Here is a 12,228-nt window from a genome sequence, read left to right as displayed (position 1 = left end):
CCGCCATTAAGAAAGATGTTTTACAAATTCAGCTCCAAACTGTAAACATTTTTCTACATCTTCGTCTTCTGGCGTTAATTCTACTTTTAGCCCCTCTAACACAATCACTGCCCCGCGTTCTTGTAGCTTTTCTATTAAAATATCAACTGCTGCCCCATATTTCGGATAAGCAGAATCACAAGAACCGAATACTGCCGCTTTTTTACCAGTTAAATTAATTGATTCCATTTCATCATAAAATTCTAAAAAATCATCAGGAAGGTCACCGTCTCCCCAAGTATAAGCGCCTAAAATAATACCGTCATATTGTTCTAAGATAGAAGCTTCTGGTGTATCCATAATATCAATTACTTCAATCTCATTTTCCGTTTCACGAATTGCACCCGCAATATGATCGGCCATTTCCTCTGTATTTCCACTCATACTTGCATAAATCATTACTAACTTACTCAACTGAATCTCTCCCTTTACTATGTATCGCTTTTTCTGTTTTATTTGTGCTATTCTCCTCTACATATTCAGAACGAATTACATTTCGTTGCCATTCAATATGCTTATCTACATTTTTACCTTTATCTTTTAATCCCCTTCGTAGAAGGCGAAATGTTTTTCTCATTAATATTCCTCATTCATTCAATTGATAATAATAATCAATTCCAACTATGCATTTAGATTAATTGAAATTGATTATCAAAGTCAATAACTATTTTTAAAAAATAGTTAAAATGTACAAGCTTGATCGTGAGCTATTCATATACTATAAATGAGCATAGTTCTTTCTCAACCCTCTCTGACGGAAGAAATAAAAGCAACTGCGATGAGCGCAGTTGCCTTTTTTTATTCTTTATACGTTTCTAGTAACCTTATAGTCGTCTCTAGAAATAATTCAACCCCATAAATTAGGGCTGATTCATCCACATCAAATTTCGGATGGTGATGTGGATAACAAGTATCGATATTTTTATTTCCTGTCCCTATTTTAATGAAACAACCAGGTGCTTTTCTTAAATACGCTGAAAAATCTTCTCCTCCCATAGAAGGTTCAAGCTTCACAACACTGTGATTTCCAAACAGTTTTATCGCGCTTTCTTCTACTATTTTCGTAATATATTCATTATTAATAACTGGATCATATCCGTAGCGATACGTATATGTATACCCCCCTCCGTGTGCTTCTGTAATTCCTTTCACGATTTGCTCAATTTTCTCTTCTGCTTCCTCTCTTAATGTTTGATTAAAAGATCGAACCGTTCCCATTAAAGTTGCTGCACTTGGAATGATGTTATCCGCTATTCCTCCATGAAATTGAGTAACTGAAACTACCCTTTGCATAAAGGCACTTGTATTTCTTGATACAATATGTTGCAAATTTGTAATGATTTGCGCTCCGATAGCAATTGGATCTATCGTTTCCTCTGGTCGTGCCGCATGACCACCCCTTCCTAAAATTTCAATTGTAAACACATCTGGCGCTGCCATCATTGGACCATATACAATTCCTATCTTCCCGCTTTCTAATCCAGACATAACATGCAAACCTATTACATAATCGACGCCGTCCATAACGCCGACCTCCACCAATTCTTGTCCGCCACCAGGATACACTTCCTCTGCATGCTGAAAAAACAGACGAATTTCTCCTGCAAAATCTTCCTTCATATTTGCTATCGTCTCTGCTGTACTTAATAAAATGGCTGCATGTACATCGTGTCCACATGCATGCATTACACCTTTATTAACCGATGTATAAGACTTACTTGTTTCCTCGTGAATTGGTAAGGCATCTATATCGGCTCGAATAGCAACTACTTTTCCTTTTTTCACGCCCCTTTTAATTGCTAGTACACTATAATTAGTGGGTCTTGTTACTTCAAAATAAGAAAATGAACATAATGTATCATATATAAATTGCGAAGTTTCTTTTTCATGAAACGACAGTTCCGGATGTTTATGAAAATGCCGTCTCCATTTAATAATATTTTCTTCTGAAATAAGACTTTTCCACTCTCTCTTCATAATAATTCCCCCTCCCTTTAAAAAGCCCTATAACTTGAAACTTTACTCAGTATCCATTGATTATTCACCCACGCCAATTCAGAAATGGAATAACATAAATTGTATTTTCACGTATTCACACAAACCACTTTCTTTTCACATGATAAATCCATTACAAATTCATGCTGAATGTAATATAATTGCTAAGTTAGGGATTTTCTTTTTTAGTATTTAGTGCTAATATCAAAAAAGAGCCTTTTGTCTTATTTTTACCTAAAATGTGGAATTTTGTTTTTTTCACAATAATGTAGGACATGATACCTACAAAGAGCTATTATTTCATTAAGAGAGGGAAAGACATGGAAAGATTAAAAGAGATATGGTCTCGACCACTCACACAATGGGTTGCAAAGACGGTTTATTACCTTGCAATTTTATTTGCATTACTTTGGTTGTATGGATTCCATGATACAAACACAAGTACGTTTATTTACAATGAATTTTAGGGTGGGAACGTTATGAAGTTATTAGAACAAATTGAAAAGTGGGCTGCAGAAACGCCTGATCAAACCGCTTTTGTTTGGCGAGATGCGAAAATTACGTACAAACAATTAAAGGAAGATTCTGATGCGTTAGCACATTGGATTTCTTCTGAGTATCCAGATGATCGTTCACCAATTATGGTTTATGGCCATATGCAACCTGAAATGATCATTAACTTTTTAGGATGTGTGAAAGCTGGGCATGCATACATTCCTGTAGATTTATCTATCCCAGCTGATCGTGTACAACGTATTGCTGAAAGTTCTGGTGCGAAATTACTGTTATCAGGGGTAGAAGTAACTGTAGCTGATTTACCCGTTCGCATCGTATCTGAAGACAACTTAAAAGATATTTTCTTTACTCATAAAGGGAACACTCCAAATCCTGAACATGCGGTAAAAGATGATGAGAACTTCTACATTATTTACACATCAGGTAGCACAGGTAATCCGAAAGGGGTTCAGATTACTTATAATTGTCTTGTTAGCTTTACGAAGTGGGCTGTTGAAGATTTCAACTTACAAACAGGACAAGTATTCTTAAATCAAGCACCTTTCTCATTCGATTTATCTGTAATGGATATTTACCCGTCGTTAGTAACAGGTGGTACACTATGGGCAATCGACAAAGATATGATTGCACGTCCAAAAGACTTGTTTGCTTCTTTAGAGCAATCGGATATACAAGTATGGACTTCTACACCATCTTTTGCAGAAATGTGTTTAATGGAAGCATCTTTCTCTGAGAGTATGCTACCAAACATGAAAACATTCTTATTCTGCGGTGAAGTGTTACCAAATGAAGTGGCTAGAAAATTAATTGAGCGTTTCCCGAAAGCAGCAATTATGAATACGTACGGTCCTACAGAAGCTACTGTTGCTGTAACAGGCATTCACGTTACAGCAGAAGTTGTAAATAAATACAAATCTCTTCCAGTTGGTTACTGTAAATCAGATTGTCGCCTTCTTATTATGAAAGAAGATGGCACGATTGCACCAGATGGTGAAAAAGGTGAAATCGTAATCGTCGGACCGAGTGTAAGCGTTGGTTATTTAGGAAGCCCTGAATTAACAGAAAAAGTATTTACCATGATTGACGGTGAGCGTGCCTACAAAACAGGTGATGCTGGCTATGTAGAAAATGGTCTTCTATTCTATAATGGTCGTCTTGATTTCCAAATTAAGCTTCATGGTTATCGAATGGAATTAGAAGAAATCGAACATCATCTTCGTGCGTGTTCTTACGTAGAAGGAGCAGTTGTTGTTCCAATTAAAAAAGGTGAAAAATACGATTACTTATTAGCGGTTGTTGTTCCTGGAGAGCATTCGTTTGAAAAAGAATTCAAATTAACATCTGCAATCAAAAAAGAACTCAATGAGCGATTACCAAATTACATGATTCCACGTAAATTCATGTATCAATCTTCTATTCCAATGACACCAAATGGAAAGGTAGATCGCAAAAAATTATTGAGTGAGGTTACAGCATGACCGCGTATGGATCATTTTATTTTTTCGCTATAGTGGGCATTTTATTAATACCTACTATCATAGCTGGATTAAAAGGTAAAATATTGCGTAAATATAATGCCGTTTTAACATTAGTAATGCTTGCTATTATCTTCTCTGATAAACCGAAGCAAGCAATGATGTTAGCCGCATTTATTATTTGGCAATATGCCCTTATTAAAGGCTATTTAATTTTAAGAAAACAAAATAATAGTACATTCACGTTTTGTATAGCTGTTATTTTATCGATTTTGCCTCTTATTTTGGCGAAAATCGCACCGTTTGCAACGTTTTTACCTGAGTTAAAGCTTGTTGTTTTTCTAGGTATATCTTACGTAACATTTAGAGCAGTTCAAATGGTATTTGAAGTTCGTGATGGTTTAATTAAAGAACTTTCTTTCTTTAACTTCTGGGAATTCGTTTTATTCTTCCCTGCGATTTCAACAGGACCTATCGATCGTTATCGAAGATTCCAAAAAGATATTCAAAAGCCACCTAGCGCTGAAGAATATCAAAATTTACTATATACAGGGCTAAATCGTATTTTCCAAGGTTTCTTGTATAAATTTATTATTGCTTATTTACTAAATCAGCATATTGTCGATACGGCAATGGCCAAACAAGATACATTTCTTTCAAACATGATTTACATGTATGGTTATAGTTTATACTTATTCTTTGACTTTGCTGGCTATAGCGCATTCGTAATCGGTGTAAGTTATATGATGGGGATTAAAACTCCAGAAAACTTTAATATGCCTTTCATTAGTCGTAACATTAAAGACTTCTGGAACCGCTGGCACATGAGTTTATCATTCTGGTTCCGCGACTTTATTTACATGCGTTTCGTCTTTTTCGCAACGAAGAAGAAGTTAATTAAAAACCGATACACAATTTCGTATATCGGTGCATTTTTAAACTTTTTCGTTATGGGAATTTGGCACATCCAAGGAAGTGCCATTGCGCAATATATTATTTACGGTCTTTACCATGCCGCTCTGTTCATCTTATTCGATATTTTCGAACGAAAAAACAAGAAGCTTAAGTTTTGGCCAAAGAATAAATTTACGCATGTCCTTGCGATTGTAATTACGTTCCACTTTGTATGTTTCGGTTTCCTAATCTTCTCTGGACACCTTAACAGATACTTTTAATGCACCCTTCTTATACTATTAAGAAGTTGCACATATAATATATTTCGGATATAAAGGAGATTTTAAAAATGGCAGAATTCAAAGAGCAAGTATTAGATATTTTAGAAGAAGTATGTGAAAACGATATTGTGAAAGAAAACTTAGATGTTCAATTATTTGAAGAAGGTATTCTTGATTCTTTCGCTGTAGTATCTTTATTAGTTGAATTCCAAGAGCGTTTAGATATTGAAGTTTCTATTTCTGATTTTGACCGTGATGAGTGGGCTACACCAAATATGGTTATTAAGAAGTTGGAAGAAATCCGATGAACAAAGCAAAATTTGGTCCGATGCTTTTAGCATTGGCCCTTTTTGCTGTATTCTTACTTATTCCAACGCGCTTCCTACTTCCACTTGTAAGTGATGAGAAAGTAGAACAAGCTGCGACTTCTTTAAAAGAAGAAAAAATTCAAAGTATGATTTTACAGCAAAAGATGTTAGCAGATCCAAAATATCTTCCGATGTACGGTTCATCGGAATTCGCACGTATGGATGCTTTCCATCCATCAAATTATTTCAAAGTAAAGCCTGAAGGATTCACACCATTCCTGCTTGGACGAGGCGGAACACAAGACCTTGTACATGTATTAAACTTTGCATCTACAATGGATCAATTGAAAGATAAGAAAATGATATTCGTTCTTTCTCCGCAATGGTTTGTACCACAAGGTATTGATGAAACACACTTTGCACCTAACTTTTCAAAACAACAAGGTTATCACTTCATTTTCAACGATGATTTAAAACCTGAAATGAAAAAGCAAATTGCAGAGCGTTTATTAAACTTTGAGATCGTTAAGAAAGAAACTTTATTAAAAATTTCGCTTGAAGGTATCGCTTATGATGATACGAAGCATAAAGTAAAAGCAGCTGCTGCTAAACCTTTCGCTTATATTTATCGTAATATTTTAGATCGTAAAGATTTATTTACAGCAATGTTTGATATTAAGCCGCATAAAGAAACTCTTGATCCATCATTGAAACAAATGAACTGGGAAGAAGCTCGTAAGCATGCTGATCAAACAGGTGCAGTAGAATCAGGATCTAACGAATATGGTATCGAAGACAATTACTTCAATAGCAAAATTAAGAAGAAGTTAAAACAGCGTGAAGGCTACTTAAAAAATGATGCTTATGACCAATCGCCAGAATATGAAGATTTACAACTTGTACTTGATTTATTAAAACAATCGGGTGCAAAACCACTCTTCATTTCTGTTCCGGTAAAAGGTCCTTGGTACGATTATGCTGGATTCCCGAAAGAACGACGTGAATTGTACTATAAGAAAGTTCATGAGCAAATTGAGAAAGCTGGTTATCCAATTGCCGACTTCTCAAACCATGAGTATGATAAGTACTTCTTAAAAGATCATATGCACTTAGGTTGGAAAGGCTGGGTTTACATCGACGAAGCTATCCAGCAATTTTATAAAGCAAACTAATGAAAAGACCGCTTGAATTACTCAAGTGGTCTTTTTCTATATACATTTTGTAATTGTTCAATTACGTTCTTCGCTTCTTTCATGACTCGCTCCACTACATGCCGGGCTGATTCTATTCGCGCCAATGATGATGCTTGTCCAGCCCAAAGAGACATATATTCTCCATTATTTTGCTTCGCTGATTCTTGACGTATTTTTGAAGATAATACATTTTGCACTGGATACATTGGTAAGTTTTCTTCTTTCCCTTCGTGCTTTTCTATAAATGTATTACGAATACCTCTTGCATATTTTCCAGAAAATGCTCTCGTTACCGTCGTGCTCGTATCTGTACTTTGTAATACTGCCTCTTTATATGCATCATGTGTAATACTTTCTTCACTCGTCAAAAAAGCTGATCCCATTTGAACAGCTTCTGCCCCTAATGCAAATGCCGCAACAATGCCTTGTCCGTTCATCACGCCACCAGCTGCTACAATTGGGATATTTGGTATTGCTGCTACTAATTGCGGAATTAACGCAAACGTGCCAATCATTGCATCTTGTTCTTTACCGATAAACGTTCCTCTATGCCCACCAGCTTCACTGCCTTGTCCGACAATAATATCTACTTCTAATTCTGCGAGTGCTTTCGCCTCTGCAACATGAGTAGCTGTTCCGAGGACCTTTATTCCTTCCCTTTTTAGAGCATCTATTTCTTCTTTTTCTAACATTTGAAATGCAAAACTAACGACTGGTACTTTTTCTTCTAATAATACTTGTAATTGTGCTTTATAGCTTTTCGGCAGCTTTAGCACCTGCTCTTCCTCTATACCCAATTCTTTATTCACCGCCGCAAGTAATGCTTTCGCCTCTTTTATCTTTTCTTCTTCTATCTTCAACTCTTTTGTTAAAAGTAAATTAACACCAAATGGTTTATCCGTTAACTCCCTTATCTTATAAATAGCTTCACGAATTTGTTCTGGGCTCATATAGCCAGCTCCAAGCGTACCTAATCCTCCGCTATTACTTACAGCTGCAACGAGTTCTGGCGTCGTAATGGCACCCGCCATCCCCGCTTGAATGATAGGATACTTCACTTGTAATATCTCTGTAACTCGGCTTGTAAACATCATTTTCCCTCCTACTCTCCTTATACCTTCTTTATATCACATGAATTCCCCTTCTTTTACAAGGATTGAACCATCACTACGCGAATATATTGAAAGAGAAGGAGGGAAGACAATGATTTATCCAAATGCATTAAAACAAGGTGACACTGTAATGATTATCGCCCCATCAGGCCCACCAACAATCGAAAATATATTAAAAGGAGTGCAAGTATTAAAGGAACTGGGGTTATCTGTCCTAATTGGTAAGAGCGTATACGAGAAGTATGGCTATTTAGCTGGAAGTGATCAAATTCGTCTTGATGATATACATGAGGCATTTTCACGTCCTGACGTAAAGGGAATTTTTTGTGCACGAGGTGGTTATGGAAGCGCTCGTCTCCTCCCCCATATTCAATACGAACTTATTCGAATGAATCCGAAAGTCTTTTGGGGATATAGTGATATTACTGCTTTACATATTGCTTTTTCACGTCGCGCGGGGCTTGTAACTTTTCATGGGCCGATGATTGAAGAACTAGGAAAAGGTGTCGACTCCCTTTCTCTTTCTTCTTTTCATCAACTATTTTCTCCGTATTCATCTATTTTATCTGCCTCAGAATGCATTGTAGCATCTGATTGTATAGTGACAGGTCCATTAGTTGGAGGGAATTTAACAGTTCTAACTAGTACAATTGGATCACCTTATGAAATAAACATAGACAATAACATTTTATTAATCGAAGATATTGGAGAAGAGCCATACCGAATCGATCGTATGCTAAATCAGTTGCGTTTATCAGGAAAGTTCAATGCATGCACTGGTGTTATTTTTACTAGCTGTCATGATTGTATGCCCTCAAAGCCTTCTCAATCCCTTCAATCAATCTTGTATGAATATTTCGCACCGTATAACATTCCTGCACTATTCGGTTTACCAATTGGACATATAAACCCAAATATCGGCATTCCTCTTGGTGTTCCGGCGACAATTAATACAAACAATAATACCGTTTCTATTTCTTCTGGCATAGCAATACCTTGCACAAATTAAAAAGGAAAAGCTATTTAGCTTTTCCTTTTACTTATAATAGTTAAAAATGCGTCCTGATGATATATCTGCAATCTCTTCTGGAATAAATGTTTTAGTAATATCCGTACCGACATTTAATACTGCTGTTGCATCTTTATCGATGCTTTCAAATAATTCTTGACCACGGATCGTAATAAGGGGAGTTCCCTCTGGCAACACATCTTTTACAAACTCCAATTGTGTAAAGAACGGAACGATCCATCTGCCTTCTCCTTGGAAATGACGTAAACGAAGTGTTCCTTCCGTCGCCGCATCTTCTGCCTCTACTGATCCAGCAACATAAAACTCCGTTGTTAAGAGCAATTCATAAAATTCCTTTTGCTTTTGTTTATCGTTTTCTGCTAAAACAAGTACCGTTTCTATTTTCTTCACTGGAATTTGCTCCATATGCTGCCACCCCTATTTTCAAAATAATTATACTTAGATTATACGAAATATTCTTATTTTTTTCTACATAATTCTGCAATTATTTTATCGAAATAGTTTTTAACACTTCTTTCGTCGTAACGATGGTAGCAAATTCATCATGCAAGTTCACAAGCGTCATATTATGAATATCTTCTGCACTATATTCTTTACCATCTGATCCTTTACGGTTAAAAGTAGCCGTCGCATCACTCACTAAATATGTTAAAAAACCTAAATTACCTGCCATCCGTGTTGTCGTCTCTACACAATGATTTGTCGTTAATCCGACAATCACTACAGATTTGCAGCCTTTCTCTCGTAATTGCTCTTCTAAATTTGTCCCAATGAACGCACTATTAACAGACTTTTGTATAATGATTTCACCTAGTATTGGCCTCACTTCTTCTTTAAAATGGACTGTTCTGCATGAGGGTAAAACATTGACTCCATATTTTCTTTATTCACATGCTGAATATGAATAATCGGTAATCCCCTTCTTCTCCATTCTTCTAACAAACTTCTCATATTATCTTCCGCAAAAAGGTTATTTCTCACACCCCAGCACGGCAAGTTAAAAGCATATTGTACATCGATAATTTCCGTAGTCTTTTTAGAATAAATTAGTTAAAAACAAAAGTAATCATCGTTGGAGCTGCTTGCTTCTGCTAAAAAAGCTATCAGAAAAGACACTCTTATATGAGTGTCTTTTCCTTATGCGTTATAAAGCCCACCTATTTCCGTAGGTAGACTAAATGGTGTGGCGCAAATTCTGTACGCTAAGCAAATTCCGACATAAAATAAGCGGTTAAAAAGAATATTGTTCAACTAAATGGCATTGTAGAAGGAATTAAATAGTAATTGTATCAAGATTTGAATATTATACATTGGAAATAACAACTAACTTTCGGGAGGTGAACCCATATGAATAAATATAGTGTTTTTTCACTTGCTACTTTAGTAATCTTCATTGTTTTGTTTTATACAATGTTGAGTGGTGTGTCGTTAGGAACATTAGGTAAACCATTTATTATTTCCATGTTTCTGTTCCCATTATTAGGAACTTTCTTGGGACTAAAAGCAAAAAAAGGTTTAATAAAATGGCTACTAATAATACTTAACATTATTGCAATTTGTATAATCGGGTATATTTCATTGCTTGCTTACGGTATTGCTGAAAGCTAATTAAAATAAAAGTGAATAAGCCGTGGTTAACAAAAGAATATGATAAAAAGAAAAATAGGACAAAATTCAACTTCCGCGATCGATAATTATGTAAATGAGCTGTCCATATGGGCAGCTCATTACATTTTTTGCTTAGCGTGTTTTTTTCCAAAATGCTGGCGGTACCCCATACCCATCAACTTAAGAAACGGAATACACAATCTGCGTATGCTTTTATGAAACGACTCGTTCAAACTTTTGGAGAACCAACGGTTCTGACAACAGATAAGGCCCTTTCTTTACTTTGTTCACTCAAAAAATTAAAGGTGAATGACTTTTATAAAAGTACTACTCATTCTACAATCAAACATTTCAATAATTACATAGAACAAGATCATCGCCATGTAAAGCGCCGGTTTGCTAGATCCTCAGGATTCTAACACTTCGCCATGCTTCACGTACAATAAAAGGAATCGAAACGCTTGATGCCCTATATAAACAAAGACGAAGTCTCCAATCAGACTTCGTCTTTTCGACGTATAACGAATTACAAAAATTATTAAAGGCTTCGTAAAATTCAACAACAATTCCTTCACCCTTTTATATGTTAAGAAACTTCGCATAAATCTGTCCTTATAGGTCAAAATATGTAAGGTATTGTGCTGGAATGCACTTGCCTATTCTAAATAAGGAGTGAGATGAGTGGCTGATAAAAACGAACGTAACCGTGTCGATAATGATGCTGGCGAAGCGGTAGGAACTGGTGTCGGTGCTGTCGCTGGAGCTGCTTTGGGTTCTGTTCTTGGTCCACTTGGTACCGTTGCAGGAGCTGTTGCAGGAGGAGCGATGGGTAACAAAGTCGGCGAAGGTGCCGATGAGGCTAATGACAGTGTTGCGAACCAAGAAGATTAGACTTTAACCAAAGTGACACTGAATGAATTGGATTCCCAAAAAGGGAGTCCTTTTTTTATTAAGTTAATTCAGCTTTTTTAGGTAAATTCCCAGTAAGATTGTGAATCAATTCACTTAAAGTAACGGGTGCGTTAGTTCAACAAGCTATAAGCAGCAATCATAATCATTTTCTTGATCTTCCGCAATCGGGCGCTATTGCTGAATAAACCTTAGATTTTTAATCGACTTTATTGTTATATTTTTGAGTACAGTGAAGTATCTTATATCGGAAATTAAACAACTATATTTTAACCCCGTCCTAAATTTAGAACGGGGTTATGCTTGTTTTAGCTTTTAAAATTTAATAGCACCACCTAAATGGAAGTTTTATCTCGCAACGAAGAGGTAACTCCAGTTCTAAAAGAAGGGCCTGAAGTGTTTTGGAGTTTGTAGAGTTGATAGATGCTTTAAAATATGTTTCACCAAGTCGTGATAAACCTTTTAAAGCTTATAAGCATATTACTGAAAATTGGGATGATAACTGGGATAGTGTAAATTCACAGTAGAAAAATATAATTGGAGGATTATCAATTTCTAGTTTCCAAGGTGAAGCATTCAAGGAAGTTGCTAGTACCATAGAAGGTTTCTTTAAGGAACAGGAATGACTTAATAGTCATTCCTGTTTGTTTTTTTGCGGTATCAAGTTAAGAAGCACATTCTTCCCCAAAAATCATAAAAATGAACTTCGGTGCTATAAAAAAATTCCATTTAGGGGGTACTTTAAAATCTTAGCTTGATGGCAATGTGGCGGTACCCCACATCCATCAACTTAAGGATTCAGACTATTCTTGAAGTTGAAAGTACGTTACTATTCTCTTATGTTAATGAGAAAGGGTGACGTGCTTTT

Annotated in this window: 13 protein-coding genes and 3 pseudogenes; 10 read left to right on the top strand and 6 right to left on the bottom strand. The window is 36.0% G+C overall.

Going from position 1 to position 12,228, the window contains the following annotated elements; genetic code table 11:
* Positions 1-6: 6 nt before the first annotated feature.
* The 3 genes from MR109_RS08050 to MR109_RS08040 all read right to left on the bottom strand — a co-directional run bounded on the left by MR109_RS08050 (position 7) and on the right by MR109_RS08040 (position 2,016).
* The gene (locus MR109_RS08050) at positions 7-453 is read right to left on the bottom strand and encodes a flavodoxin (protein WP_048370582.1); all 447 of its coding nucleotides are present in this window, start codon (positions 451-453) and stop codon (positions 7-9) included.
* The gene (locus MR109_RS08045) at positions 446-616 is read right to left on the bottom strand and encodes a hypothetical protein (protein WP_165615142.1); all 171 of its coding nucleotides are present in this window, start codon (positions 614-616) and stop codon (positions 446-448) included. The genes MR109_RS08050 and MR109_RS08045 overlap by 8 nt, the downstream gene beginning before the upstream one ends.
* A 221-nt stretch (positions 617-837) precedes the next feature.
* Positions 838-2,016 (bottom strand): amidohydrolase, encoded by a 1,179-nt coding sequence (locus MR109_RS08040; protein ID WP_242271703.1) that lies wholly within the window; start codon positions 2,014-2,016, stop codon positions 838-840.
* A gap of 338 nt (positions 2,017-2,354) precedes the next feature.
* Between MR109_RS08040 and MR109_RS08035 the strand changes: the two genes are divergently transcribed.
* From MR109_RS08035 to dltD, 5 genes are all read left to right on the top strand, one after another.
* On the top strand, positions 2,355-2,501 hold the full coding sequence (locus MR109_RS08035; protein ID WP_000440293.1) for a teichoic acid D-Ala incorporation-associated protein DltX: 147 nt from the start codon (positions 2,355-2,357) through the stop codon (positions 2,499-2,501).
* Positions 2,502-2,513: 12 nt separating this feature from the next.
* A complete protein-coding gene (gene dltA / locus MR109_RS08030; RefSeq protein WP_242271701.1) occupies positions 2,514-4,028 on the top strand; it encodes a D-alanine--poly(phosphoribitol) ligase subunit DltA in 1,515 nt (504 codons plus the stop codon).
* Complete coding sequence (dltB, locus tag MR109_RS08025; RefSeq protein ID WP_242271699.1) at positions 4,025-5,200, top strand: D-alanyl-lipoteichoic acid biosynthesis protein DltB; 1,176 nt, start codon at positions 4,025-4,027, stop codon at positions 5,198-5,200. Before dltA ends, dltB begins: the two co-directional genes overlap by 4 nt.
* Before the next feature lie 68 nt (positions 5,201-5,268).
* Positions 5,269-5,508 carry a D-alanine--poly(phosphoribitol) ligase subunit DltC gene (gene dltC, locus MR109_RS08020; RefSeq protein WP_000807310.1) on the top strand — a complete coding sequence of 80 codons (240 nt, stop codon included), beginning with the start codon at positions 5,269-5,271 and terminating at the stop codon, positions 5,506-5,508.
* Positions 5,505-6,680, top strand: coding sequence for a D-alanyl-lipoteichoic acid biosynthesis protein DltD (gene dltD / locus MR109_RS08015; RefSeq protein WP_098308747.1), 1,176 nt, complete (start codon positions 5,505-5,507; stop codon positions 6,678-6,680). Before dltC ends, dltD begins: the two co-directional genes overlap by 4 nt.
* Positions 6,681-6,697: 17 nt before the next feature.
* Here the strand turns inward: dltD and MR109_RS08010 are convergent, their stop codons facing one another.
* On the bottom strand, positions 6,698-7,795 hold the full coding sequence (locus MR109_RS08010; RefSeq protein WP_242271697.1) for an NAD(P)H-dependent flavin oxidoreductase: 1,098 nt from the start codon (positions 7,793-7,795) through the stop codon (positions 6,698-6,700).
* A gap of 109 nt (positions 7,796-7,904) precedes the next feature.
* Here MR109_RS08010 and MR109_RS08005 point away from each other — a divergent pair, with 109 nt between their 5' ends.
* Positions 7,905-8,822: a S66 peptidase family protein gene (locus MR109_RS08005; protein WP_071717502.1), complete on the top strand. Its 918-nt coding sequence runs from the start codon at positions 7,905-7,907 to the stop codon at positions 8,820-8,822.
* Positions 8,823-8,849: 27 nt separating this feature from the next.
* Here the strand turns inward: MR109_RS08005 and MR109_RS08000 are convergent, their stop codons facing one another.
* Positions 8,850-9,248: an SseB family protein gene (locus MR109_RS08000; RefSeq protein ID WP_242271696.1), complete on the bottom strand. Its 399-nt coding sequence runs from the start codon at positions 9,246-9,248 to the stop codon at positions 8,850-8,852.
* A 79-nt stretch (positions 9,249-9,327) separates the two neighbouring features.
* A pseudogene (locus MR109_RS07995) lies at positions 9,328-9,794 on the bottom strand (cysteine hydrolase family protein).
* Positions 9,795-10,190: 396 nt separating this feature from the next.
* Here MR109_RS07995 and MR109_RS07990 point away from each other — a divergent pair.
* From MR109_RS07990 to MR109_RS30185, 4 genes and pseudogenes are all read left to right on the top strand, one after another.
* Positions 10,191-10,451, top strand: a complete 261-nt coding sequence (locus tag MR109_RS07990) for a hypothetical protein (protein WP_002171023.1) — start codon at positions 10,191-10,193, stop codon at positions 10,449-10,451.
* A 182-nt stretch (positions 10,452-10,633) separates the two neighbouring features.
* A pseudogene (locus tag MR109_RS07985) lies at positions 10,634-11,004 on the top strand (DDE-type integrase/transposase/recombinase); the annotation flags it as partial.
* A 128-nt stretch (positions 11,005-11,132) separates the two neighbouring features.
* A complete protein-coding gene (locus MR109_RS07980; protein WP_098308755.1) occupies positions 11,133-11,342 on the top strand; it encodes a glycine zipper domain-containing protein in 210 nt (69 codons plus the stop codon).
* Between the two features lie 434 nt (positions 11,343-11,776).
* A pseudogene (locus MR109_RS30185) lies at positions 11,777-11,986 on the top strand (hypothetical protein).
* Positions 11,987-12,228 lie beyond the last annotated feature (242 nt).

Origin of the sequence: Bacillus cereus group sp. BfR-BA-01310 (genome assembly GCF_022664325.1) — a bacterium.
Classification (GTDB): domain Bacteria; phylum Bacillota; class Bacilli; order Bacillales; family Bacillaceae_G; genus Bacillus_A; species Bacillus_A paramycoides.
The sequence above is the reverse complement of the archived record's forward strand: the minus strand, read 5'-3'. Positions and strand labels throughout refer to the sequence as shown.

Bases quoted from the DNA above. Each gene is read 5' to 3' on its own strand.
- MR109_RS08045 (WP_165615142.1), bottom strand. From the start codon at position 616: ATGAGAAAAACATTTCGCCTTCTACGAAGGGGATTAAAAGATAAAGGT.
- MR109_RS08040 (WP_242271703.1), bottom strand. From the start codon at position 2,016: ATGAAGAGAGAGTGGAAAAGTCTTATTTCAGAAGAAAATATTATTAAA.
- MR109_RS08035 (WP_000440293.1), top strand. From the start codon at position 2,355: ATGGAAAGATTAAAAGAGATATGGTCTCGACCACTCACACAATGGGTT.
- dltA (WP_242271701.1), top strand. From the start codon at position 2,514: ATGAAGTTATTAGAACAAATTGAAAAGTGGGCTGCAGAAACGCCTGAT.
- dltB (WP_242271699.1), top strand. From the start codon at position 4,025: ATGACCGCGTATGGATCATTTTATTTTTTCGCTATAGTGGGCATTTTA.
- dltC (WP_000807310.1), top strand. From the start codon at position 5,269: ATGGCAGAATTCAAAGAGCAAGTATTAGATATTTTAGAAGAAGTATGT.
- dltD (WP_098308747.1), top strand. From the start codon at position 5,505: ATGAACAAAGCAAAATTTGGTCCGATGCTTTTAGCATTGGCCCTTTTT.
- MR109_RS08010 (WP_242271697.1), bottom strand. From the start codon at position 7,795: ATGATGTTTACAAGCCGAGTTACAGAGATATTACAAGTGAAGTATCCT.
- MR109_RS08005 (WP_071717502.1), top strand. From the start codon at position 7,905: ATGATTTATCCAAATGCATTAAAACAAGGTGACACTGTAATGATTATC.
- MR109_RS08000 (WP_242271696.1), bottom strand. From the start codon at position 9,248: ATGGAGCAAATTCCAGTGAAGAAAATAGAAACGGTACTTGTTTTAGCA.
- MR109_RS07990 (WP_002171023.1), top strand. From the start codon at position 10,191: ATGAATAAATATAGTGTTTTTTCACTTGCTACTTTAGTAATCTTCATT.